Source organism: Nocardia sp. NPDC059229 (assembly GCF_042754165.1).
GTDB lineage: Bacteria > Actinomycetota > Actinomycetes > Mycobacteriales > Mycobacteriaceae > Nocardia.
Map to the genome: position 1 here is coordinate 1 of NZ_JBHZAK010000047.1, position 23,074 is coordinate 23,074.

General features: G+C 69.1%; 20 protein-coding genes, 1 pseudogene and 1 riboswitch. Of the genes and pseudogenes, 16 read left to right on the top strand and 5 right to left on the bottom strand.

Features of this window, described 5'->3' with window-relative positions:
• The first annotated feature begins 774 nt into the window (after positions 1-774).
• The 4 genes from ACFXHE_RS43150 (at position 775) to ACFXHE_RS43165 (ending at position 4,500) form a co-directional block, all read left to right on the top strand.
• The gene (locus tag ACFXHE_RS43150) at positions 775-1,122 is read left to right on the top strand and encodes a YrdB family protein (RefSeq protein ID WP_379391428.1); all 348 of its coding nucleotides are present in this window, start codon (positions 775-777) and stop codon (positions 1,120-1,122) included.
• 285 nt (positions 1,123-1,407) lie between these two features.
• The gene (gene fusA / locus ACFXHE_RS43155; protein WP_379391430.1) at positions 1,408-3,441 is read left to right on the top strand and encodes an elongation factor G; all 2,034 of its coding nucleotides are present in this window, start codon (positions 1,408-1,410) and stop codon (positions 3,439-3,441) included.
• Between the two features lie 149 nt (positions 3,442-3,590).
• Entirely contained in the window at positions 3,591-4,025 is a 435-nt protein-coding gene (locus ACFXHE_RS43160; protein ID WP_379391432.1) for an SRPBCC family protein, read from the top strand.
• On the top strand, positions 4,018-4,500 hold the full coding sequence (locus tag ACFXHE_RS43165; RefSeq protein WP_379391434.1) for a MarR family winged helix-turn-helix transcriptional regulator: 483 nt from the start codon (positions 4,018-4,020) through the stop codon (positions 4,498-4,500). Before ACFXHE_RS43160 ends, ACFXHE_RS43165 begins: the two co-directional genes overlap by 8 nt.
• 25 nt (positions 4,501-4,525) lie before the next feature.
• Here ACFXHE_RS43165 and ACFXHE_RS43170 read toward each other — a convergent pair whose 3' ends face one another.
• Positions 4,526-5,374 (bottom strand): GNAT family N-acetyltransferase, encoded by an 849-nt coding sequence (locus ACFXHE_RS43170; RefSeq protein WP_379391436.1) that lies wholly within the window; start codon positions 5,372-5,374, stop codon positions 4,526-4,528.
• 274 nt (positions 5,375-5,648) lie between these two features.
• Here ACFXHE_RS43170 and ACFXHE_RS43175 point away from each other — a divergent pair, with 274 nt between their 5' ends.
• Complete coding sequence (locus ACFXHE_RS43175; RefSeq protein WP_379391438.1) at positions 5,649-6,299, top strand: HAD family hydrolase; 651 nt, start codon at positions 5,649-5,651, stop codon at positions 6,297-6,299.
• Between the two features lie 40 nt (positions 6,300-6,339).
• Here ACFXHE_RS43175 and ACFXHE_RS43180 read toward each other — a convergent pair whose 3' ends face one another.
• The gene (locus ACFXHE_RS43180; protein ID WP_379391440.1) at positions 6,340-6,822 is read right to left on the bottom strand and encodes a TIGR00725 family protein; all 483 of its coding nucleotides are present in this window, start codon (positions 6,820-6,822) and stop codon (positions 6,340-6,342) included.
• A gap of 93 nt (positions 6,823-6,915) precedes the next feature.
• Positions 6,916-7,032, top strand: a riboswitch (SAM riboswitch).
• A 163-nt stretch (positions 7,033-7,195) separates the two neighbouring features.
• Here ACFXHE_RS43180 and ACFXHE_RS43185 point away from each other — a divergent pair.
• The 9 genes from ACFXHE_RS43185 (at position 7,196) to ACFXHE_RS43225 (ending at position 16,259) form a co-directional block, all read left to right on the top strand.
• The gene (locus ACFXHE_RS43185; protein WP_379391442.1) at positions 7,196-8,356 is read left to right on the top strand and encodes an ABC transporter substrate-binding protein; all 1,161 of its coding nucleotides are present in this window, start codon (positions 7,196-7,198) and stop codon (positions 8,354-8,356) included.
• Complete coding sequence (locus ACFXHE_RS43190) at positions 8,357-10,192, top strand: ABC transporter permease (protein WP_379391444.1); 1,836 nt, start codon at positions 8,357-8,359, stop codon at positions 10,190-10,192.
• Positions 10,173-11,042: an ABC transporter ATP-binding protein gene (locus ACFXHE_RS43195; protein ID WP_379391446.1), complete on the top strand. Its 870-nt coding sequence runs from the start codon at positions 10,173-10,175 to the stop codon at positions 11,040-11,042. Before ACFXHE_RS43190 ends, ACFXHE_RS43195 begins: the two co-directional genes overlap by 20 nt.
• On the top strand, positions 11,035-11,784 hold the full coding sequence (locus ACFXHE_RS43200; protein ID WP_379391448.1) for an ABC transporter ATP-binding protein: 750 nt from the start codon (positions 11,035-11,037) through the stop codon (positions 11,782-11,784). The genes ACFXHE_RS43195 and ACFXHE_RS43200 overlap by 8 nt, the downstream gene beginning before the upstream one ends.
• Positions 11,781-12,797: a putative FMN-dependent luciferase-like monooxygenase gene (locus ACFXHE_RS43205; protein ID WP_379391450.1), complete on the top strand. Its 1,017-nt coding sequence runs from the start codon at positions 11,781-11,783 to the stop codon at positions 12,795-12,797. The genes ACFXHE_RS43200 and ACFXHE_RS43205 overlap by 4 nt, the downstream gene beginning before the upstream one ends.
• Positions 12,794-13,357: a hypothetical protein gene (locus tag ACFXHE_RS43210; RefSeq protein WP_379391452.1), complete on the top strand. Its 564-nt coding sequence runs from the start codon at positions 12,794-12,796 to the stop codon at positions 13,355-13,357. The genes ACFXHE_RS43205 and ACFXHE_RS43210 overlap by 4 nt, the downstream gene beginning before the upstream one ends.
• The gene (locus ACFXHE_RS43215; RefSeq protein ID WP_379391454.1) at positions 13,350-13,955 is read left to right on the top strand and encodes a peroxidase-related enzyme; all 606 of its coding nucleotides are present in this window, start codon (positions 13,350-13,352) and stop codon (positions 13,953-13,955) included. The genes ACFXHE_RS43210 and ACFXHE_RS43215 overlap by 8 nt, the downstream gene beginning before the upstream one ends.
• 711 nt (positions 13,956-14,666) lie before the next feature.
• Positions 14,667-15,299, top strand: a complete 633-nt coding sequence (locus ACFXHE_RS43220; RefSeq protein ID WP_245550798.1) for a TetR/AcrR family transcriptional regulator — start codon at positions 14,667-14,669, stop codon at positions 15,297-15,299.
• A gap of 111 nt (positions 15,300-15,410) precedes the next feature.
• Complete coding sequence (locus ACFXHE_RS43225) at positions 15,411-16,259, top strand: alpha/beta fold hydrolase (RefSeq protein ID WP_379391457.1); 849 nt, start codon at positions 15,411-15,413, stop codon at positions 16,257-16,259.
• Positions 16,260-16,272: 13 nt separating this feature from the next.
• Here the strand turns inward: ACFXHE_RS43225 and ACFXHE_RS43230 are convergent, their stop codons facing one another.
• The 3 genes and pseudogenes from ACFXHE_RS43230 to ACFXHE_RS43240 all read right to left on the bottom strand — a co-directional run bounded on the left by ACFXHE_RS43230 (position 16,273) and on the right by ACFXHE_RS43240 (position 20,224).
• Complete coding sequence (locus ACFXHE_RS43230; RefSeq protein WP_379391464.1) at positions 16,273-17,748, bottom strand: aspartate ammonia-lyase; 1,476 nt, start codon at positions 17,746-17,748, stop codon at positions 16,273-16,275.
• A gap of 69 nt (positions 17,749-17,817) precedes the next feature.
• Positions 17,818-18,156, bottom strand: a pseudogene (locus ACFXHE_RS43235) (cyclic nucleotide-binding domain-containing protein); the annotation flags it as partial.
• Between the two features lie 19 nt (positions 18,157-18,175).
• Positions 18,176-20,224, bottom strand: a complete 2,049-nt coding sequence (locus ACFXHE_RS43240) for a prolyl oligopeptidase family protein (RefSeq protein WP_379391459.1) — start codon at positions 20,222-20,224, stop codon at positions 18,176-18,178.
• A 115-nt stretch (positions 20,225-20,339) separates the two neighbouring features.
• Here ACFXHE_RS43240 and ACFXHE_RS43245 point away from each other — a divergent pair, with 115 nt between their 5' ends.
• Both ACFXHE_RS43245 and lpdA read left to right on the top strand, forming a co-directional pair.
• Positions 20,340-21,341 (top strand): dipeptidase, encoded by a 1,002-nt coding sequence (locus ACFXHE_RS43245; RefSeq protein WP_379391461.1) that lies wholly within the window; start codon positions 20,340-20,342, stop codon positions 21,339-21,341.
• A gap of 176 nt (positions 21,342-21,517) precedes the next feature.
• A complete protein-coding gene (gene lpdA / locus ACFXHE_RS43250; protein ID WP_354851406.1) occupies positions 21,518-22,921 on the top strand; it encodes a dihydrolipoyl dehydrogenase in 1,404 nt (467 codons plus the stop codon).
• Positions 22,922-23,074 lie beyond the last annotated feature (153 nt).

The window sequence follows — 23,074 nt, forward strand, 5'->3', positions numbered from 1 at the left end:
CCGATGGTACTGCACTCGACAGGGTGTGGGAGAGTAGGACACCGCCGGAACATCCTTCGCGAAGGCCCCCAGCATCAGCTGGGGGCCTTCTGCGTTTTCTGGGTATTTCTCGGCCGGCGCGTAATTCGGTGGGCCGGGGCGTCGAAGGTTGCGAAGATGCCTGGGTGAGTTGGGATCTGGACGAGCTGGTGATCAGCCGTACGTTGCGGCTGCCCGGTGCCGAAGGGCCGGAGGGCCGGAGGGGTCCGGCGAGGTTGTCGTGGCCGGCACGCATGTCGAGCACAATGTGTACTTCAAGGACTTCCCGGCGAATGTGCCCGACACGGTGGAGTTCTGGACAGACTGCTTGCTGGATGCACTCGGTGACGAGCTGGCGGCGGCCGCGGTGTCCGAGGGGTTGGCGCAAGGGGTGCTGAACCTGCTGGCTTTGCCCAGGTATGGGAGCTATCAGCACAGCTATGGCGATCGGCTTCATGCTGCGCGACGGCACTCAGCGGGGCCTGCCCGTGTTCACTCCCGAAAACCTGGGTGACCTGATCCCGGCATGACTGCTAGCGTGGTGCGTGGTGAGGCCATGGGGGAGCTTCCTTCTAATTCTTTTGGGTAGATAATCCAGCGCCTCCGCTCTCCTCGCCGTCCAAGGGCCCCCGGCACTGTGCCGGGGGCCCTTGGCATTTCCGCCGCCGATCGCAAAGCGAGAGCACTGCTCTTGACTTGGCGCCCACGGTTGGGTGATCATTGGTCTCAATTGAGAGCATTGATCTCGGAGTAGACATGATCACCACCGCCTGGACGGCCGTCAACCTGACCCTCGCCTTCGTGCTGGAACTCGTCGCCGTCGGCGCCCTGGCCTACTGGGGCATGCGCACCGGTCGCGGCCGGATCGCCAAGGTGCTGCTGGGTGGCGGCGTCGCCTTGGCCGCCATGGTGCTGTGGGGCATGTTCGCCGCACCGCAGGCGAGTTTCTCGATCCCCGTGGCGGCGGTGGCCACCAAGGTCGTGGTGTTCGGCGGTGCGGCCGCCGGGCTCTGGCAGCTGGGACATCGGACGGCCGCGATCGCCTTCCCGGTGCTGGTCGTCGCGAATCTGGCGGTGATCCATGCCGGGCATCTGTCGATGTAGCGCCGGCCGACCTCGACTGGGCACCTGGGAAATTCACGCGACACCGAAAACGTTGCACTGATACGGTCGCACGGCGGAGCGGGAGGTTCCGCCGAACTCGAGAGCAGGAAGGGGCCGATCATGCGCGTTCATCGCGACGTCGTCGTGGCCCGCCCGTGCTTCGAGGTGATCCTGGTGTCTTCGCCGGCTCGGTGCCGGCTGCGCGGCCGGTACTGAGTACCCCCGGGGCGTCTGCCCTGTCCGGGGGAATCGCGCTGTTCTGTTCCGGATCAGCACGAAGGACGTATGACCGTGCGTACCAATATTTCTCGACAATCTTTGGCAGTCGTTCGCAATCTCGGGATTCTCGCGCATATGGATGCCGGGAAGACCACGGTGACCGAGCGGATGCTGTTTCTCACCGGGATCACCCACAAGCGCGGCGAGGTGCACGACGGCACCACCGTCACCGATTTCGATCCGCAGGAACGGGATCGGGGCATCACCATCTTCGCGGCGGCCGTGAGCTGCGAGTGGGCCGGGCACCGGCTCACCGTCATCGACACCCCGGGGCACGTCGACTTCTCCGATGAGGTCGAGCGGTCCCTGCGGGTATTGGACGGCGCGGTGGCGGTTTTCGACGCCGTGGCGGGGGTGGAACCGCAGAGCGAATCGGTGTGGCGGCGCGCCGACCGCTACGGCGTGCCCCGGATCGCGTTCGTCAACAAGATGGATCGCGCCGGGGCCGACCTGACGGCCGCGGTCGCCTCGATTCGCGAACGGCTGCATCCGGTTCCGGTGCTCGTCCAGCTGCCGGTGTACACCGGCGAGGTGTTCGCGGGCGTGGTGGATCTGGTTCGCCTGCGTGCCCTCACGTGGGAGAACGGCCTCGTGGCGGGCCCGGTTCCGGATCACCTCGCCGACGAGGTGGCGCGATGCCGACGTGAACTGGAAGAGGCGGTGGCGGAGCGGAATTCGGCGGCGCTGGAGGAGTTCGTCGAGCGCTCCGGCCTGTCCGCCGAGACCCTGACCGCCGCGCTGCGGGAGCTCACCCTCTCCGGCCAGGTGGTGCCGGTGCTGTGCGGCGCGGCCTACCGCGATATCGGCATCGAGCCGCTGCTCGACGCCGTGGTCGCGTATCTGCCGTCACCGCTGGACCGGCCCGCGGTTGGGGCCGGTGACGACGTCCGCGCCGCGGATCCGGCGGAAGCGTGCGCGGCACTGGCCTTCAAGGTGCATGCCACGCCGACCGGGCGGCTCACCTTCGTGCGCGTCTACTCGGGCGTTCTGCGGAAGGGCGACACCGTGCTGGACGTGGGCGGTGGTCGTCGCGAGCGGGTCGCGCGCATCCTGCGGGTGCAGGCGGATCGGCACGCGGAGGTCGAGGCCGCGGTGGCGGGCGACATCGTCGCGCTGGTCGGCCCGAAGGCCGTGCAGGTCGGCGCGACCCTGTGCGCGCCGGACGCCCCGGTGCTGCTGGAACCGCCGGCTCCCACCGAGCCGGTGGTGTCGGTGGCGGTCGAGGCGCGGACCGGCGCGGACACCGAGAAGCTGGTGGTGGCCCTGGCCCGGCTGGCCGAGGAGGACCCGTCCCTGACGGTGCGGACCGACCCGGAGACCGGGCAGACCCTGCTGGCCGGACTGGGCGAACTGCACCTCGAGGTCGTGGTGGAGAAGCTGCGCCGCGACCGCGGGCTGAGCGTGACCGTGGGCCGGCCGCAGGTGGCGTACCGGGAGACCGTGGTGCGCGGCGTCCGGGGTCTGACCTACCGGCACGCCAAGCAGGACGGCGGGGCCGGGCAGTGGGCGCACATCGTGCTCGATGTGCAGCCGCTGCGTGAATCCGAGGCCGGGGCAACGGGATTCGAGTTCGAGTCGACGGCGGTCGGTGGCCGGGTGCCGGCGGAGTTCGTCCGCGCGGTGGCGGCCGGCTGCCGGGACGCCCTGGCGGAGGGCCCGCTTGCGGGTCATCCGGTCACCGGGGTCCGGGTCACGCTCACCGATGGCGCGACGCATTCGAAGGATTCGTCGGAGCTGGCGTTCCGCACCGCGGGCCGCCTGGGGCTGCGGGAAGCCTTGCGCGCCAGCGCCATGGCGGTGCTGGAGCCGCTGGTGGAGCTGACCGTGACCGTGCCGGAGGACCATGTCGGCGCGGTGCTCGGTGACCTCGCCGCCCGGCGCGGCCGGGTGACCGGCTCGGTCACCCGCCCTGGCGTCGTGGTGGTGACGGCCACGGTGCCGCTGGCCGAATTGTTCGGCTACGCAACCCGTTTGCGCAGTCGCACACAGGGCCGGGGCACGTTCACCACGCGCCCGCTGGGCTACGCCCTCGCCCCGTAGGGGGTGACCGGGGCCCGGTGGCGGCGGCATATCGATGCCGTCCGTCACCGGGCCCCGTTGTCGTGTGCGGCGATCGAATCGCCGGAAGGGTTGATTGTTGTCGCGACTACGGTTACTGTTGTCGCAACAACAGAATTTCCCGAGGGGAGATGGCAGTCATGATGTACTCGTTCACCGAAGAGGCCGTGATCACCGGCGACATCGACAAGATCTGGGCGGTCGCCACCGATGTGGCCCGCTGGTCGGAATGGGACCCGCACGAGGAGAAGTCCCGCATCGACGGCGAGTTCGCGGCCGGGACCACCGGGTGGGTCAAGCCGAAGGGGGCGCCGGCGGGGCCGTTCACCATCGTCGCCGTGGAGCCGGGACAGTCGTGGACCAGTGAGGCGGGTATTCCGTTCGGGAAGCTGCGCGGCCACCGCACCTATCGGGCCCTCGGCGACGGCACCGTGCGGGTGGCCGAGAATGTCGAGGTGCACGGGCCGTTCGGGCCCTTGTTCAAACTCGTCTGGGAGAAGGCCATGCGCGCGGACATGCCGCTGACCTTCGCGGCACTGGAGCAGGAGGCGCTACGGCGTGGCTGAATCATCGGGGCGGGCGCCGGGAACTTCGCGGCAGGCGCGTGGCGTGCCGCGGGGACCGCTCATGAGCCCGGGCTTCTGGTTGCACCACGCCGCGCTCGAGTGGCGGGCGACGCTGGAGCGCAATCTGCGCCCGCTCGGCCTCACCCCCACCCAGTTCAACCTGCTGGCCTCGGCGGGCTGGCTGAGCCGGGCGGGCGAGCTGCCGACCCAGCAGCAGGTGGCCGACATGTCCGGCTCGGATCGGATGATGGCGTCCAAGGTGATTCGGGGGCTGGAGGAGCGCGGCCTGCTCCTCCGTCACGCCGATCCGGCCGACGCCCGGGTCCTGCGCATCGAACTGACCTCCGCCGGACGGGAACTGGCCGGCCAGGGTGTGCAGACCGCCGTCGACACCGACGCCCAGCTCTTCGGCGACGACGGCGACCTGCTGCGCGAACACCTGAAACCGATTGCCGCGCACCGGCTGCCGGGCTGATCAGGGCACGACCCGACCGGGCCGATCAGGGCTTGACCAGGATCGCCCGCGTGTAGAGCAGCCCGAAGCCCAGCCGCTGCACATTCTGCTGGGACTTCGAACCGGGCTGGGTGGTCACTACCGCGATATCGCAGCCCGCCGCGGTCGCCTCGGCGAGGCGCACCGACAGCAGCGACGACTGCACCCCGTGCCGCCGATGCGCGGGATCGGTTGCCGCGCCGGTCAGCTGGGCGACGCCCTGGGACATGCGCATGCTCGCCCCGCCCGCCACCCGCCCGTCACGCCGGGCCAGATACCGCCGCACCCCCGCCGCGCCGGTGAGATCCCGCATGGCCCGGGCGATGACATCGGCCGGAAATTCCTCGTGCGACGCCACACCCTGGGTATCGGGATGCGCGAACCCCTCCGCGACCACTTCGAGCCAGGTGTCGAACTCGTCCTCGCGGCTGGGTTTCACGTCGACACCGTCAGCGACCACCGCGGCACGCTCGCCGCCGAGCTCCAGTCCGAGCACGTTCTCGAACAACACCAGCAGATAACCGCGCGCGGTGAGGAGTTCGCCGACACCCGGATCGCCGAGCTGCGAGACCTCGGCCTGTACCGGCGTCTTCCGTGCCGCGAACAACCGCTCGATCTCGTCGAGTTCCGACGGCTCGGGTATCCCCGCGAATCCGAGCCCGGCCACCTTGTTCAGCGGCGACCCGTCCTCGGCGAACGACGCCACCCCGCCCGCTACCGGTAGTACGAACCCCGCATCGACTCCCACACGGTCCGCGGCCGCCGCACTGCCCTTCGCAATGAGCTCCGCTTCGACCCGCTCGATCCGCGCCGCCAGCTCCGTCCCACAGAAAAGCGTTCCCTGATCACTCGGCATGCGCCCGAGCCTAATTCGGGTCGCACCGGACATGCTCGCGATTTTCCGTCCCGGGCGAGCCTGCTGCCCAGGTCGTCACGGAACAGCCTGCCGGATCCCATGATTGCCGCAGCTCGGGCGAGCGCCGATGGTGCCGGCCTACTCAGCGCCCGGGCTGCACCGGTCGGGTCGGCGCCGCCGCTGGGTATCGCGCCGTGCACGGTCCTGAGTGGGTGCGACGGTGGTCGGGTGTGGCCGTGGTCGGGTGGGTGGACGTGGGTCGTAGGGTCTGGGGGTGAGTGTTGATCGTTCGGGTGCAGTCACCGGTGGGCTGGTGGTCGGGTTCGACCTCGATATGACGCTGATCGATTCGCGGCCGGGGATTGCGGCGGTGTGGGATGCGGTGGCCGCCAGGACCGGGGTGGCGATCGATTCGGAGCTGGTGGTGTCGCGGCTCGGGCCGCCGCTGGCGCACGAGGCGGCGCAGTGGTTTCCGGAGCACGAGGTGCCGGGGATCGTCGCGATGTACCGGGAGTTGTATCCGGATCTGGCGGTGCACGCGGCGGAGCATCTGCCGGGGGTGGTCGACGCGCTGGCGGCGGTGCATCGGGCCGGTGGGCGGGTGCTGGTGATCACGGCGAAGAACGGGCCGCACGCACAGTTGCATCTCGATCATCTCGGGCTGGCGGTCGACGAATTGGTCGGCGGGGCCTGGGCGGAGGAGAAGGGCGAGGTGCTGCGGGAGCGCGGGGCCTCGATCTATGTGGGGGATCATCTCGGCGATGTGCGGGCGGCCAAGGTGGCCGACGCGGTGTCGGTGGCGGTGACCACCGGGCCCTATGCGGCCGAGGAGCTGTCGGCCGCGGGCGCGGATGTGGTGCTCGGCGATCTGACCGAGTTCCCGCGCTGGCTGGCCGCCCACCTCGCCGCGCAACCGGCTGACTAGCAACCGTTCTCGGCGCACCGGCCGCGCGCGGTGCGGGCGTTCACGGATAGATCGGCGGGGCGAGCGCGAGGGCCACGGCGTGCGAGGGGTCGAGGGCGGGGATCGAGGCGTCGACCGCGTGGCCGTCGGCATCGTGTACCTGCCAGCCGCGCAGTGATACGACCGGAATACCGCGGTGGTTCGCCAATGCCAGCTCGGACAGGGTGCCCCACGAGCCGCCGATGACGATGATCGCGTCGGCCGAGGCCACCAGGATCGCATTGCGGGCCTCACCCATATTCGTATAGATCGCCGCGGTCAGGCCCGGGCAGACCGCGTCACGATCCGTGTCGGGACGGATGCCGAGGACGAGTCCGCCTGCGCCGGAAGCGCCTTCGGCGACGGCGGCCATCACGCCCGAACCGCCGCCGCACAGCACGGTCGCACCCGCCGCGGCGAGCAGCCGGCCCACCTCGCGGGCGGCCGTGGACTCGGTGTCGGTGCAGGTGCTGGGGCCGCAGACGGCAATTTGCAGGGGTGGCAAGGGCTTTCCTCTCGTCGGTGTGGACGGGTCGTTGGCATCAGGGTGATTCGAATGGTGTCGGCGCGGGGTGGCCGCGGCTACCGTTCTGCCCACGGTCACGAGTATCAGCATGTTCGAGCCCCGGCTCGCTGATCGGCAACCCTCGCACGGCGGTGGGGTGCCCCGGGTGACGACCAGGCGGCGTCCACGCGGACCCCGCAAGCGCTAGTCGAAGGAGCACAGGTCCATGTCTGGATGCCGCCCGGCCAACGGCTGAGGCCCAGCGCCCGAATTCCATGCGGGCGATTCTCTTTCCCGCACCGTACGCCTTCGGCGGTCGCGGTCGAGTCCCCATGCCCCGGCGCGGTGTCGGTGCACGAGTGCAGAGGTAGCAATGAGCAGGAACTGGTCCGGGTCGCGTGGATTCCGGGTGTTGGTGGGTGTGGCGGCGGTGACCGCGGTGGCGGGGCTGCTGTCGGCGTGCGGGAACGAGTCGTCGGACAGCAAGTCGGACACCGTGTACTTCGGGGTGTCGGGCCCGAAGACGGGCGGGTCGGCCGAGTACGGGCGGCTCTGGCAGCAGGGCTTCGACCTGGCCCTGGACGAGATCAATGCGGCGGGCGGGATCGACGGCAAGAAGGTCGCGCTGAAATGGGAGGATTCGCAGTCGGATCCGAAGCAGACGGTGCCGATCGCCACCAAGTTCGTGGGCGACAAGTCCATCATCGCCGAGCTCGGCGACTTCTCCTCGCCCGCCTCCATCGCGGCCTCGCCGGTGTACAACCGCGGCAAGCTGGTGCAGTACGGGTTCACCAACTCCTCGGTGGATTTCACCAAGGGCGGCGACTACTCCTGGAGCCCCTCCATCACGCTGGACGTGTACATGGAGCGCAATGCCGAGTGGGTGCGGTCCAAGGCGAAGAAGGTCTCCGTCGTCTACCTCGAAACCGACTGGGGCAAGCAGGCTTTCAAATTCTTCGAGCAGTTCGCCAAGGAGAAGGGCATCGAGATCGCCTACTCCTCGGCCATCCTGCCGGATTCGCAGGACTTCCGGCCGGTGCTGATCAAGGGCCGCGACGCCAACCCGGACGCCTTCGTGCACCTCGGCTACGGCCCGGACGGCGCGCTGGTGGTCAAGCAGCTGCGTGATGTCGGGTTCACCGGCCAGCTGTTCGCCGGCCAGAACACCCCGCAGTTCATCGATCTGGCGGGTGCGGCGGCCGAGGGCGACATCGTGAACGGCGTCTTCACTCCGTCGGATCCGAGCCCCAAGATCCAGAGCTTCGTCACCAAGTTCCGGGCCAAGTTCGATACGGACCCGGGCGATTTCAACGTCTACGCCTACGACGCGCTGAACGTGCTGGTGAAGGCCGCGAAGACCGGCGGCGCCACCCGCGAGGGCGTGCTGAAGGGCCTGCGCGAGATCAAGGACTTCGACGGAATCGGCCTGGGCACCTTCGCCTTCGACCAGCAGACGCGGCGGCCCAGCGGCGTGAAGCCGATCGAGCTGGAACTGCGCAGCGGCAAATTCGTCCCGGTCGGAAGCGCCAAATAGATGTTCGACACGCTCATCGCGGGTCTGGTGCACGGCAATGCGTACGCGCTCATCGCCGTGGGCATCACCCTCATCTTCGGGGTCAGCAATGTCATCAACTTCGCGCACGGCTCGATCTTCGCGTTCGGTTCGGTGCTGGGCTGGTGGCTGATCGCCCAGCACGGCGTGCCCTGGTGGGCCGCGCTGGGCGTGGTGGTGGCGGCGACGGCGCTGGTCGGCGTTGCCATCGACATCCTGGCGGTGCGGCCGCTGCGGCGGGCCCCTGCCATTGCCGCCCTGCTGGCGACGGTGGCGGTCGGGCTGATCATCGAGAACGTGGTCGCCCTGGTATTCGGACCCGACACCCGGCCCTTCCCACAGGTCTTGCCCACCAACAACTTCCGGGTCGGCGGGGTGCGGTTCGGCACCTCCGATGTGGTCATGTTCGCCCTCACCCTCACGGTGATGGCGGGACTGTGGGCCTTCCTGCGGTACAGCCGCCACGGTTTGGCCATTCGCGCCACCGCGCAGGACCCGGACGCCGCCGCGCAGATGGGCATCGGCGTGGGCCGGGTGCAGTCGCTGGCCTTCGCCATCGCCTCCGGACTGGGCGGGCTGGCGGGCATCTTCGTCGGCCTCTACAACTCGAACATCTCGCCGACCAGCGGCGGCATCGTCGGCATGACCGGATTCGTGGCCGCCACCATCGGCGGGCTGGGGTCGATTCCGGGCGCGGTCATCGGCGGTTTCGTGCTCGGGCTGGTGGAGGCGTTCGGCATCTACTGGTTCGGTGACGGCTACCGGGATCTGATCACCTTCGGCCTGCTGGTGATCTTCCTGGTGCTGCGGCCCGGCGGCCTGCTCGCCCGGCCGCCCGCCATCGAATCCGAGCCCCTGACCGGCACCTTCCTCGGGTCGGGACGGGAACTGCGGGTGCGCTGGTGGCATGCCCTGATCGCGTTCGCCGTTGCGGGCGTGGCGATTCCGCTGATCGCGGACGACTACGGCATCTCGGTGGGCACCCAGATCCTGGCCTACGCCATCATCGCGGTCTCCATGACGCTGGTGGCCGGGTCGGCGGGACAGCTGGCCATCGGGCAGGCGGGTCCCATCGCCATCGGCGCGTACACCTCGGCGGTGCTGACGGTGTCGCACGGCTGGGCCTTCCTGCCCGCCATCGTGGCCGCGGGCCTCGTCGCGGCCGTGGCCTCCTCGGTGCTGGCCGCGCCGCTGTGGCGGCTGGGCGGGCACTATGTGGCCATCGCGACGCTGGGCATCGGCATCGTGACGGTGGCGATCATCCGCAACTGGGAGCCGGTGACGCGCGGCAGCTACGGCATCTTCGGGATTCCCGCGCCCAGTCTGTTCGGGTACGAATTCACCACGCACACCCAGATTTTCCGGCTGGAGCTGGTGGTGCTGGCCATCGTGCTGGCGGTCATCGTCGGCGTGCAGCGGTCCCGGCTGGGGATCGCCATCCGGGCCATCGGGGCCGACGAGGTGGCCGCCCGCTCGGCGGGGGTGCCGGTGCGCGACTACAAGGCGCTGGCCTTCGCGGTGGCGGCGTTCTTCTCCGGCATCGGCGGCGCGCTGCTGGCCCACCAGTACTCCTACATCGACCCGACGGTGTTCAACCTGCCGATGTCGCTGCTGGTGGTGACCATCCTGGTGCTGGGCGGTACCGCCTCGCCCTACGGCGCGGTGCTGGGCGCGGTGGTGCTGATCGGGGTGCCGGAGCTGCTACGGCTGGCGCCGTCGTGGCGAATCGTGTTGTACGGCTTGGTATTGCTGCTGGTGGTGCGGTTCCGGCCCCAGGGAATTCTGGTGAGGAGGAATCGTGTCCCGGTCAACGCCTGACGTGCTCGAGGTCACCGGTCTGCGCCGCTCATTCGGCGGCGTGCGAGCCGTGGATGGGGTCGAATTCTCCATCGCGCCGGGTGAATTCGTCTCGATCATCGGCCCCAACGGGTCCGGAAAGTCGACGACGGTCAATCTGATCTCCGGCGTGCTGAAGCCGGATGCCGGGGCAGTCCTGGTGCACGGCACCAGGATTCGCCCGGGCCGCCCGGAGGCGGCCGCCGCGGCGGGCATCGCCCGGACCTTCCAGAACGGCCGCGTGTTCGGCAACATGACCGTCCGCGAGAACGTCGATGTCGGCCTGCAGCCCACGCTGCGCGCCGCGCGGCCACTGCGTGCGCTGGCGAATGTGCCGGTGCTGAAATGGATTTCGCTGCTCGCCGAGCTGGGGGTGGCGCTGGCGCCGACACCGGCGGCGCGCGCCGAGCAGCGGGCGTCGGCCGCTCGGATCGACGCGCAGCTCGCGCGGTTCGAGGAACGCCTGGTGCCGCGCGCCGGCCATCCCACCTACACGCTGTCCTACGCCAATCGCCGCCGCACCGAGATCGCGCGGGCGCTCGCCGCGGAACCCGGCCTGCTGCTCCTCGATGAGCCCGCCGCGGGCATGAACCAGACCGAGACCGCCGAAATCGGCAGGCAGCTGGCCGCATTGAAGGCCCAGGGCCAGACGGTGCTGCTGGTCGAGCACAAGATGGACCTGGTCCACGACCTGTCCGACCGGGTGCTCGTGCTCGACGAGGGGCGCATCATCGCCCAGGGCAGACCCGCCGAGGTGCTGGCGGATCCGCGCGTCATCGAGGCCTACCTCGGGCGCAGCCGGGCCGGCGGGAAGGTCGGCGCGGATGTCTGAATTCGACGAGAACGCCACGCCGATCCTCGAATTCGACCGGGTGGTGGTGCACTACGGCCCGTCCCGGGCGCTCGACGAGGTCTCCCTGCGGGTGCGGCCCGGCGAGATCGTCTCGCTGCTGGGCGGCAATGCCTCGGGCAAGTCGACCACCATGAAAACCGCGCTCGGCCTGCTGAAACCGTCCTCGGGCGTGGTGCGCATCGACGGCACGGACGTGAGCACGACGCCCCCGTCGGCGCGGATCCGGGCCGGGCTGGCCTCGGTCCCGGAGGCCCGGCGCGTCTTCCCGGCCATGACCGTCGAGGAGAACCTCTTCGTCGGCGGCTACATCCGCAAGGAGCGCCGCGCGGTGCTGACCGCGCGCGCCGCCGAGCTGTTCGACCACTTCCCGCGCCTGGCCGAGCGGCGCGCCCAGCGGGCGGGCACGCTCTCCGGCGGCGAGCAGCAGATGCTGGCCTTCGCTCGCGCGCTCATGAGCAAACCGCGCCTCATCTGCATGGATGAGCCCACCATGGGATTGTCGCCACTGTTCGTCGATCGGGTGCTGGAGGAGATCGCCCGGCTCAATCGGGAGCTGGGCCTGGCCATCCTGATCGTCGAGCAGCAGGCGGAGCTGGCCCTGAGCATCGCGCACACCGCCAATGTGCTGCGCACCGGGCGGATCGTGCTGCACGGCCCGGCCGCGGAACTCGTCGGCGATCCGGCGGTGCGCGACGCCTACCTCGGAAAGGTGACCACATGACCCCGCAACGGCTCGGCTTCTTCACCCGCCTGGTCCGCACCGATCCGGCGGAGGACGCGGGCACGGTGTACCGGCAGGCGCTCGAGCAGATCGGGCTGGCCGAGCGGCTCGGCTACGACACCGCCTGGGTGGCGCAGCATCATCTGGATCCGGCCGAGGGCGGGCTGCCGTCCCCGTTCGTGTTCCTCGCCCACGCGGCCGCCCGCTTCCCGCGCATCCGCTTCGGGACCGCGATCGTGACGCTGGCCCTGGAGGATCCGATCCGGGTCGCCGAGGACGCGGCGGTGCTGGACCAGCTGTCGGGCGGGCGTCTCGAGCTCGGGTTCGGCGCGGGCGGGTCGCGGCACGCCTTCGATCTGTTCGACCTGGCCGGCGCGGATCGGCAGTCGGTGTACGCGAACAAGCTCGCGCGGGTGACCGCGGCCCTGGACGGTACGCTGCTGGTCGGTGACCGCGGGTTGAACCCGCCGGCCCCCGGGCTGCGTGGCCGCCTGTGGCAGGCCACCTTCTCGGCCGGGGGCGCGGGCCGGGCCGGGCGGGCCGGTGACGGACTGCTGCTGTCGAAGGCCCAGCCCCGTGATCCGGCCGCGCCGGACGCCACCCTCTGGGAGATCCAGCAGCCGCTGGTCGACGCCTACCTCGACGCGCTGCCCCCGGGCGCCGAACCGCGAATCGGCGCGTCCCGGGGCGTTTTCGTGGCCGACGACCACGACGAGGCGGTCGTCCTCGCCGAGCGCGGGGCGGCCCGATTCCTGGATCAGCTCGGCCGCAACGGCGGACCCGAAGTGGCGGAATCCGTCGACGAGGTCTTGCGCGACATCTACATCGGCACCCCGGACGAGGTGGTGGCGCGGCTGTCGGAGGACGCGGCGCTGCGGCACGCCACCGACTTCATCGTGCAGGCGCACCCGGTCGACCCGGGCCACGCCGCCACCCTGCGCTCCATCGAACTCATCGCCACCAAGGTCGCGCCGCAACTGGGTTGGCGACCCGACGAAAGGACCAACCGGTGACCGAGGCATCCACCGCCTACGACGACACGCCACCTGCGGCAACGGAAGTAGCCGGAAAGACTGCTTCCGACACCGCCGACCCAGCCGGCTCGCGCGGTGGCGCAGGGGGCCGCCGCGCCGATGTCATCGATGCCGTGCTGGGTGCGCGGGCCGAATCGGTGCGCGCGGTGCGCGCGACACGCCCGGAGGTTATCGAACATTCGCAGGGTGTCTTCGAGGTGCTGCTCGACGGCCCGGCCACCGCGAGCGTCGGGCGGGAGCGGCTGATCGCGGCGGCGGTCGCCGTCGCCGAACTGGCCGGCGCGCCGGAGCTGGCGGCGCACTACGCGGCGCTGGGAACCACTCCGGCGGAGGGCGATCCGGTGCTGGCGGCCATTCTGCGGCACGCTGCCCGGGTGACCTCCGCGCCGGCGTCCCTCGCCCGCGCGGACATCGACGCGCTGGCCGCGGCCGGCCTGTCCGAGCGCGACATCGTGACGGTGGCGCAGCTCATCGGGTTCGTGCACTTCCAGGTCCGGCTGCTGGCCGGGCTGCGACTGATCGGAGCGGATGATGAGTGAGCCCGGGCGCGAGGTGCGCAGTGTCGAAACATCCCGGCGGCCTCGTGGATTCACCCAGGAGCAGCTGGACTGGGTGCCGTGGGTGGAACCCATCGTGCTGGCCGATGCCGATGAGTTGCAGCGTCCCCTGCTCGAGGGCGATCGCGGTGTCGGCCCCTACTTCCGGCTACTCGCGCGCAATGCCGAGGTGCTGGCGCACCGCAGCGCGAATGATCGAGCGATTTTCTACGGTCGAGGGGGATTGACCCGCGCCGAGCGCGAACTCGCGGCGACCGTTACCTCCCGGCACAACGGGTGTGAGTACTGCGCATCCGTTCATTCACGTTTCACTTCTGCGCTGTCCAAGCGCGTCGCGGATGTGCAGCGGTTGCTGGACGAGGGCAACGAGGTGCGGATCGACGAAAGGTGGGACGCCGTCATCGATTTCGTGGACGCGCTGGCCGCCAATCCGCCGCGCGCGTCCGCCGATCATCTGAAGCGGCTGCGAGAGCTGGGTTTCGACGCCGCCGAGCTGCACGATCTGGTGCTGTCCGCCGCCTCGTTCTCATGGGCCAACCGGCTCATGCTCACCCTGGGCGAGCCGGAGGTCCCGGCCTAATCTAGGGCTCTCTCGAAAAAGTTCTAGAAAGTTCATCGGAAATCTTCCCTGCGCGGGTATCGGATCGGTATCGTGCCGAGGGCAAACGGTCAGTGAAGTACTGGCACCCCGGCGGATCGGAGCACCACCATGGCGAACTTCCTTTCGGATGTTCTCGTTCAGACCATTCTCAAGTTGCTGGCAACCGGCTCCTCGAGCGTTTCCGCCAAGTAGCCACGCGAGCGCCATCTTTCGGCTACTGCGCGGAAGCCGGGGTGATGTGGAAGGACCCGATCTCCGACGGGGGGATCGGGTCCTTTTTTATGCCCGTGTCGACGGGTTTCGCGCCTGGTGTCAGTGGGTAAAGCGCTGGGTACTCCGCTCGCATCGAGTGCTCCCGCCCTGGTCCGGCCGAGCATCGCGAGGGTCGGACAAATTAATACTAAAAAGATCCTAGAAAAGTATTCCGTCCAGTACGGCTGCTCTGTATCGTGTTGAACGGCAAACGATCAGTGACTTTCGGGTCAATGCGACATCGGGCCGCGAGTCTCTCCCCCCGGACCCGCGTCCCGAACCCGGGACGGTTCCCCTGCCTATACCCACCGTCCCGGGTGCGCCGCCCGGCCCGAAGTCACTGAGCCATCTTTCGGCTATCGCGCGGTAAGTCGAAGGTTCAAACGAAGGGCCCGATCCATGACGAGGGGATCGGGCCCTTCGGTATTGTCTGGCGCAATGTCACAGGAAACGAACGCGGGAAGAATGTACGCCGGGCAGCCCGTAGAAGACCGGCAGCGGCAGCGTCGTGCGCGTTTTCTGGAGTCCGGGCTCACGGTGTTCGCGCGCGATGGATACGCCAATAGTTCTGTCGGAGCCATCTGCAAGGACGCCGGTCTCTCCTCGAGGCAGTTCTACGAGGAGTTCACGGGACGCGAATCGCTGTTGCTCGAGCTCTACGAGCAGATCGATCGCGAATCCCGGGAAGCCGTGGCGGCCACCATCGCCGAGCACTCCGACGCCAGCGCCATCGACATCATCGACGCCGCCGTACGCGCCTATATCGAGTCCATCGGGCGAGATCCGCGCAAGGCCAGAGTCGCGCTCGTCGAAGTCGTCGGGGCGGGACCCAAGGTGGAGAAGTTCCGCCTGGAACTGCGGCGCGCCTGGGGCGCGCTGCTGGCCAGCGCCGCCGAGGATGCCGCCCTGCACGGTGAAATCCCGCCCGGTGACTACGAAATGCGCGTGCTCGCCATCATCGGCGCCGTGAACTACGTGGTGGACGCCTGGAGCGGTTCGGAGCCGCGCCAGCCGCTCGACGACGTGATCCGGGTGCTGCGCCGCATCATCATGGGCGCCGTCAGCGCCTGACCCGGTCCGAACCTCCGTCAACCGACGCCCGAACCCCCAACCACCGACCCGTTTTCGCGCCCGTCCGCTGCCTCGCGGACGGGCGCGACCTTTACGGGTAGCGTGCCGATCATGGAGACCGTGCCCATCCAGATGCCCGACGGGACCACGGTGCCGGTGCGCTTGATACCGGCGAAAGGCCCGCACCGGCATCCGATTACGGCCGACAGCCCCCGGCCGGTGGTGGTGATCGCGCCCGGCCTGGGCGTCCCGGGGGAGTACTACTCGCTGTTCGGGAAGCCATTGGCGGACCGGGGTTTCGATGTGGCGCTGCTGGAGATCCGCGGCAACGGCGACAGCAGGCCGAAACCCGGCGTCCCGAGCACCCACGGCTATCAGGAACTGGTGGCCATGGACTTCCCCGCCATGTTCGAGGTGGTGCGCGAGCGGTTCCCCGAGAGCACGCCATACCTGCTGGGGCACAGCATGGGTGGCCAGCTCGGCGTCATGTACGCCTCCCGGATCCGCGGGCGGCTGGGCGGATTGATTCTCATCGCCTCCGGCACGCCGCATTTCCGCGGCTACACGGGCCTGGCCGCGGTGGGCAGCGCGGCGCTGTCGCTGACCGCCAATCTGGCCGGGTTCTGGCCCGGCGACACCATCACCGCGGGCGGCTTCGGTCGGCAGTCGAAGGCGCTGATCGCCGACTGGGCGCGGCTGGCCCGCACCGGACGATTCCAGCCCGCCGGAGCCGATATCGACTACGAGGAGCGCATCGGGCGGCTGAAACTGCCGGTCCTGTCGATCACCATGACCGGCGACGAGCTGACCCCGCGCGGGTCGGCGCGGCAGCTGCTCGCCAAGCTGTCCCAGGCCGACATCACCACCTGGCACAATCCGGACCCGCTCGGGCACAACGGCTGGATCAGCGATCCCGAATCCACCCTCGACCATGTCGAAAAGTGGCTCCGGGACCGCTGATTCGCAGGCCGATTCAGAGGGTGTGCGACCGCGGCGCGGTCATCTTCTCCGGGCTCAGCAGCTCGTCGAGCTCGTCCTTGCTCAGGGCGCTGCGCTCCAGCACCAGGTCGTAGACGCTGCCGCCGGTCCGCAACGCCTCCTTGGCGATCGCCGCCGACTGCTCGTAGCCGAGCTTGGGCACCAGCGCGGTCACCAGGCCGATGCTGTGCGCCACCAGATCCCGGCAGTGTTCCCGGTTGGCGGTGATGCCGGTGATGCAGCGGCTGGTCAGAGTAATGGCCGCATTGCGCAGCATCATCAGGCCCATCAGCAGGTCGTAGGCCATGAGCGGTTCGGCCATGTTCAATTCCAGCTGGCTGGCCTCGGCGGCCATGGTGACGGTCATGTCGTAGCCGATGAGCTGGAAGCAGACCTGGTTCACCACCTCCGGGATGACCGGGTTGACCTTGCCCGGCATGATCGACGAACCCGGTTGGACCGCGGGCAGATTGATCTCGCCCAGGCCGGCGCGCGGGCCGCTGGAGAGCAGCCGCAGATCGTTGCAGATCTTGGACAGCTGGACCGCCGCGCGCTTGAGGGTGCCCGACACCGCCACGAAATCGCCCGAGTCCTGGGTGGCTTCGACCAGGTTCTCGGCCTGGCGGACGGGTAGCCCGGTGATCTCGGCGAGATTCCGGGTCACCAGGTCCGCGTAGCCGGGCGGGCTGGTGATGCCGGTGCCGATGGCGGTGCCGCCCATGTTCACCGCGAGCAGGTCCTGCCCGATGCGCTGCAGATGGCTGATGGCCTCACCGATCATGACCGCGTACGCGCCGAACTCCTGGCCCAGCGTCATGGGGACGGCGTCCTGCAGCTGGGTGCGGCCCATCTTGATGACGTCGCCGAATTCGACCGCTTTGGCCCGCAGGGCATTCCGCAGTTCCGTCAGCGCCGCGGCGGCGTCCTGGAGTGACAGGTACACGCCGAGCTTCACCGCGGTCGGGTAGACGTCGTTGGTGGACTGGGAGCGGTTCACGTCGTCGTTGGGGTGCAGGTAGCGGTACTCGCCCTTGCGATGTCCCATCAGCTCCAGGCCGCGGTTGGCGATGACCTCGTTGGCGTTCATATTGGTCGAGGTGCCCGCGCCGCCCTGCACCATGTCGACCATGAAGTCTTCGCGCAGCCGCACCGCTGCCGGACTGCCCGGCTCCAGCAGCTCGTCGCAGGCGCCGATGATGGCCGTCGCCTTCTCCTGCGTGATCGACCCGAGTTCCGCGTTCGCCAGTGCGGCGGCCTTTTTCACGTAGGCCAGCGCGGACACCAGGTGCCCGAACCGGCGCAGCTTCACGCCCGAGATCGGGAAGTTCTCCATCGCGCGCAGGGTCTGGACGCCGTAGTACGCTTCGGCGGGCAGTTCCCGGGTGCCCAGCGAATCGTGTTCGGTGCGAATGCCGCCCAGCGGCTGCTGGGCCGCGATCGCCGCCGCCAGCCGCTCGGAGACGGTCCGCATGCGGTGCGCGATGAGCCCGGCGACGCGGGCGACGATGCGGTAGTAGCGATCCGGGTGCTGCCCGGCCAGCTCCCGCAGGGTGGCCCGGGGCACCACGAGCACCACCGCCCCGTCGCGGGTGCGGCCGCTGGCGGTGTGCGGGGTGTCGTCCACCAGCGCGACCTCGGACACCAGGCTGCCGGGGCCCAGGCGCGCGAGCTGGATCTCCTGACCGGTGAGCCCGGAGATGATCTGGACCTCGCCCTCGACCACGATGCCCGCCCACTCCCGCGGGGTGGCCTCGTGGAACAGGGTTGCGCCGGCCGGATATTCGCGCCGGTGGGCGGTGGCGGTGAAGGCCCGGACATCGTCGGGATCCAGCCCGGTGGCCGCGGCGGTGGTCTCGATCAGCTCGTCCAGTGGGTCCACGTCGGCTCCTCGCGGGCGGTCAGTCCATCAGCTGCTGGGTGAAGAACTCGTAGATTATGGCCGCCTGGAAGGCGGACTGCTTGTTGTCCGCCGCGCCGCCGTGGCCGCCCTCGATGTTCTCGTAGTACCAGACGCCGTGGCCCTCGGATGCCAAGCGCGCGGCCATCTTTCGGGCATGGCCGGGGTGCACGCGGTCGTCGCGGGTGGAGGTGGTGAGCAGGATCGGCGGATACTGCCGGTCCGGGCTGGTGTTCTGGTACGGCGAGTACTTCGCGAGGTACTCCCACTCCTCCGGCTTGTCCGGATCGCCGTACTCGGCGATCCAGGACGCGCCCGCCAGCAGCAGGTGGTAGCGCTGCATGTCCAGCAGCGGCACCTGGCACACGATGGCCCCGAACAGCTCCGGGTACCGGGTCAGCATGACGCCCATGAGCAGGCCGCCATTGCTGCCGCCCACCGCGCCCAGCTGCCCGGGCGTGGTGATGCCGCGCGCCACCAGATCCCGTGCCACGGCCGCGAAATCCTCGAAGGCCTTGTGCCGGTTGGCCTTCAGCACCGAGGTGTGCCATTCCGGGCCGTACTCGCCGCCGCCGCGGATATTGGTCATGACGTAGGTGCCGCCGCGCTCCAGCCAGCCCATCCCCACCATGCCGCTGTAGCTGGGGGTGCGGGAGACCTCGAACCCGCCGTAACCGGACATCACGGTCGGGCCCGGGGAGCCTTGGCGATCGCGGTGGCGGATCACGAAATACGGGATCTGGGTGCCGTCGTCGGACTGCGCGAAGAACTGCTCGGTCACGATGCCGTCGGCGTCGAAGAAGCCCGGCTCCTGCTTGAGCACCTCCACGCTGCCGCCCACCGAGCCCGACATCAGCGTGGCCGGGCGGGTGAAACCACTGGTGGAGAGCATGAATTCGTCGTCGCCGTCGAGGCGGTCCAGGTTCATGATGCTGGTGCTGGCCATGGCCGGGGTGTCGGCCAGCGGCTCGCGGGTCCAGCCGTCGGGGCCGGGGGTGAGCACGTACAGCTTGGTCTGCACGTCCTCCAGCGTGACCAGCAGCAGGTGGTTCTCGGTCCAGCCGTAGCCGTGCAGCGCGGTGTGCGCGTCGGGGGTGAACAGGACCTCGAAATCGCGTGCGCCGGAGAGGAATGCCTCGAAGTCGGCGGCCAGCAGCGCACCGGCCGGATAGGTGGCGCCGTTCACCTCCCACGGCGACTTCAGCCGCACCAGCAGCCACCGCTTGTACCAGGTCTCGGTGGCGTCGGTGGGCACGTCGATGAAGCGCAGCGTGCCGTCGGACTCCAGCAGGTAGACCTCTTCGTTGAAGAAGTCGGTGGCGCGGCTCAGGAAGTGCCGCTCGTAGCCCGGGGTGCGGTCGTAGCCCGCGGAGACGGCCACATCGGTGACCTCGCCCTCGTACACGAATTCCGCCGCCTCCAGCGGGGTTCCGCGCCGCCAGCGCTTCACCACCCGCGGATAGCCGGAGTCGGTCAGCGAGCCGGGACCGAAATCGGTGCCCACGTACAGGGTGTCGTGATCGATCCAGGCGAAGTCCGACTTGGCCTCGGGTAGGTGGAAGCCGCCGTCCTCGGGCGCGATGAAAGTCTTTGCCTCGATGTCGAATTCGCGGACCACCTTGGCGTCCGCGCCGCCGCGGGAGAGGCTGATGAGCGCGCGCCGCTGCTCCGGCCGCTTCACCGCCGCACCGCCCCAGACCCAGTTCTCGCCCTCGGCGGCCGCCAGCGCGTCCAGGTCGATGAGGATCTCCCAGTCCGGCTCGTCCTTCGCGTACTCGGCGAAGGTGGTGCGCCGCCACAGGCCCTTCGGGTGCTCGCGGTCGCGCCAGTAGTTGTAGAGCCACGGGCCGCGCCGGCCCGGATAGGCGATGCGGGTGTCGGTGTCGAGCATGGCCAGCACGCGCGCCTCGAGGTCGGTGAAGCGCTCCGAGGACGCGAACCGTTCCCTGGACACCGCATTACGTTCTTCCGCCCAGGTCAGGGCGCGTTCGCTCTCGACCTCTTCGAGCCACAGGTAGGGATCCGTCACGCCTTGTCCAACACCGGTCATGCCCACATTGTTGCCGAGGCGCGCGTTCGCCGGTCGCGAACGTATTACCGGGCACTCCGCCGCACGGTCAGTAGGATTGCGGTTTCGCTACCGATCGGATCCAGGAGGCCTCGGCGTGTCGCATGAGCCCCGGCTGTGGGAACAGCACTGCTGCCTGCCGCTGCTGCCGACCGCGGACCTCACCGAGCTGACGCGGTACCCGCTGGGCTCGTACCTCTCGGTCAATATCGGCTACGCGCCGCAATCCACCCGCGAGTCGCTCGAGCTGGTCACCCAGTTCCGGCGGGATGCCCTGACCGACGGCCGATTCCGCCTGGTGCACAGCATCGAGGACGCCTGGCCGGAGGTCCCCACCGCGGAGACCGACGCCACCCTCGCGCTGGCCTTCGACCTCGAGGACTCCGGGCCGCTGGGGGGTGAGCTCGACAATGTCGAGCTGTTCCACGAATTGGGGCTGCGCTCGCTGCTGCCCACCTACAACCACACCAACGCGGCCGGCTGCGGGTGCCTCGACACCGACGACACCGGCCTCACCGCCTACGGGCGCGACCTGATCCGCACGCTCAACGAGGTCGGGGTGTTCGCCGACGGGTCGCACTGCTCGCGGCGCACGGGACTCGACATCGCCGAGACCACGACCGTGCCGATGATCTACAGCCACTCGAATTTCGCGACGCTGTGGGCACATCCGCGCAATATCGGCGACGACCAGGCCAAGGCGTGCGCTGCCACCGGTGGCGTGATCGGTATCAACGGCGTCGGCATCTTCCTGGGCCGCAACGAACCCGCCGACGGGGCCGGGCGCATCGAGGCCATGGCCGACCACATCGCCTACGGCGCGGAACTGGTCGGCATCGAGCACATCGGGATCGGCTCCGACTACTCCTTCGACGCCGAGGATTTCAACGCCGAACTGGCCGGCAATCCGGACAGCTACTCCGAGGAGTACACGCGCTACGGCCAATTGCAGTGGGCGCCACCGGAAGACCTGCTCGGCACGTCCGGGGTGCGGGGGCTGGACGAGGCGCTGGCCGCGCGCGGCTTCTCCACCGCCGACCGGGCGGCCGTCTTCGGCGGCAATTTCGCGCGCGTGGCGCGGCAGGTCTGGCGGGATTAGCCGCGGCGGGTCCGGCGGGATCAACGGGCCGTCGGAGATCTCGGCCGGTCCACCGGGCGCGACGGACTGATCGGTCGCATCCAGGCCGCGGGCGTGACCGCTCTCACGTGTTCCGCGTCTCACGCGGGCGGGGGATGGCTGAGTGAGGTCCCGGCAACAGGTCTAGTCTCGATGCCGTGACTTCCCACTACGATGTCGTCGTTCTCGGCGCTGGTCCCGGCGGTTACGTCGCCGCGATCCGTGCCGCTCAACTCGGCCTGCGAACAGCGATCGTCGAGCAGAAATACTGGGGTGGCGTGTGCCTGAACGTGGGCTGCATTCCGTCCAAGGCACTGCTGCGCAATGCGGAGCTGGCTCATATCTTCACCAAGGAAGCGAAGACCTTCGGTATCTCGGGTAACGCGACCTTCGACTTCGGCGCGGCGTTCGACCGCAGCCGCAAGGTCGCGGACGGCCGGGTCAAGGGCGTCCACTTCCTGATGAAGAAGAACAAGATCGACGAGTTCGACGGCAAGGGCACCTTCACCGGCCCGAAGTCGCTCTCGGTCGCGCTCACCAAGGGCGGCACCGAGGACATCACGTTCGACAACGTGATCATTGCCGCGGGCACCGAGACCAAGCTGCTGCCGGGCACCTCGCTGTCCGCGAACGTGGTCACCTACGAGGAGCAGATCCTCACCCGTGACCTGCCGGGTTCCATCCTCATCGTGGGTGCGGGCGCCATCGGCATGGAGTTCGCCTACGTTCTCAAGAACTACGGCGTGGACGTGCGCATCGTCGAATTCCTCGACCGCGCGCTGCCGAACGAGGACGCCGACATCTCCAAGGAGATCACCAAGGCGTACAAGAAGCTCGGCATCACCATCACCACCTCCGCGGCCGTGCAGTCCATCGAGGACGACGGCTCCAAGGTCACCGTGTCGATCAAGGACAACAAGTCCGGCGCGATCGAGACCGTCACCGTGGACAAGGTGCTGCAGGCCGTCGGCTTCGCGCCGCGCGTGCAGGGCTACGGCCTGGAGAACACCGGCGTGCAGCTCACCGACCGCGGCGCCATCGCGATCGACGAGTACATGCGCACCAACGTCCCCGGCATCTACGCCATCGGTGACGTCACCGCCCTGCTGCAGCTCGCGCACGTCGCCGAGGCGCAGGGCGTGGTCGCGGCCGAGACCATCGCGGGCGCGGAGACCATGTCGCTGGGCGACTACCGCATGATGCCGCGCGCCACCTTCTGCCAGCCGCAGGTCGCCTCCTTCGGCCTCACCGAGCAGCAGGCCCGCGACGAGGGCTACGACGTGAAGGTCGCGACCTTCCCGTTCACCGCCAACGGCAAGGCGCACGGCCTCGGCGACGCGCAGGGCTTCGTCAAGCTCATCTCCGACGCCAAGTACGGCGAGCTCATCGGCGGCCACCTCATCGGCCCCGATGTCTCCGAACTGCTGCCGGAACTGACCCTGGCCCAGAAGTGGGATCTCACGGTCAACGAACTGGCCCGCAACGTCCACACCCACCCGACCCTGTCGGAAGCCCTCCAGGAAGCGATCCACGGCCTCGCCGGCCACATGATCAACTTCTAGCTCTCGAAGACTCTCAGGGGCTTCGCCCCTGAGACCCCAAGGGATTTCGGGGGCCGGCCCCCGAACCCCCGAAGGGGAGGGGAGTCCCGTGAATCTCGGGGTTCCGTCGCCGAAACCCTGAAGCGGCCCGGTGCCAGCGATTTCCGCTGCCAC

What these genes read in the sequence shown, in the direction of transcription:
- ACFXHE_RS43225 (WP_379391457.1), top strand. Translation starts at nt 15,411, where the DNA reads ATGGAGACCGTGCCCATCCAGATGCCCGACGGGACCACGGTGCCGGTG.
- ACFXHE_RS43170 (WP_379391436.1), bottom strand. Translation starts at nt 5,374, where the DNA reads ATGCCGAGTGATCAGGGAACGCTTTTCTGTGGGACGGAGCTGGCGGCG.
- ACFXHE_RS43240 (WP_379391459.1), bottom strand. Translation starts at nt 20,224, where the DNA reads ATGACCGGTGTTGGACAAGGCGTGACGGATCCCTACCTGTGGCTCGAA.
- ACFXHE_RS43185 (WP_379391442.1), top strand. Translation starts at nt 7,196, where the DNA reads ATGAGCAGGAACTGGTCCGGGTCGCGTGGATTCCGGGTGTTGGTGGGT.
- ACFXHE_RS43220 (WP_245550798.1), top strand. Translation starts at nt 14,667, where the DNA reads ATGTCACAGGAAACGAACGCGGGAAGAATGTACGCCGGGCAGCCCGTA.
- fusA (WP_379391430.1), top strand. Translation starts at nt 1,408, where the DNA reads ATGACCGTGCGTACCAATATTTCTCGACAATCTTTGGCAGTCGTTCGC.
- ACFXHE_RS43160 (WP_379391432.1), top strand. Translation starts at nt 3,591, where the DNA reads ATGGCAGTCATGATGTACTCGTTCACCGAAGAGGCCGTGATCACCGGC.
- ACFXHE_RS43200 (WP_379391448.1), top strand. Translation starts at nt 11,035, where the DNA reads ATGTCTGAATTCGACGAGAACGCCACGCCGATCCTCGAATTCGACCGG.
- ACFXHE_RS43190 (WP_379391444.1), top strand. Translation starts at nt 8,357, where the DNA reads ATGTTCGACACGCTCATCGCGGGTCTGGTGCACGGCAATGCGTACGCG.
- ACFXHE_RS43230 (WP_379391464.1), bottom strand. Translation starts at nt 17,748, where the DNA reads ATGCGGACCGTCTCCGAGCGGCTGGCGGCGGCGATCGCGGCCCAGCAG.
- ACFXHE_RS43215 (WP_379391454.1), top strand. Translation starts at nt 13,350, where the DNA reads ATGAGTGAGCCCGGGCGCGAGGTGCGCAGTGTCGAAACATCCCGGCGG.
- ACFXHE_RS43205 (WP_379391450.1), top strand. Translation starts at nt 11,781, where the DNA reads ATGACCCCGCAACGGCTCGGCTTCTTCACCCGCCTGGTCCGCACCGAT.
- ACFXHE_RS43150 (WP_379391428.1), top strand. Translation starts at nt 775, where the DNA reads ATGATCACCACCGCCTGGACGGCCGTCAACCTGACCCTCGCCTTCGTG.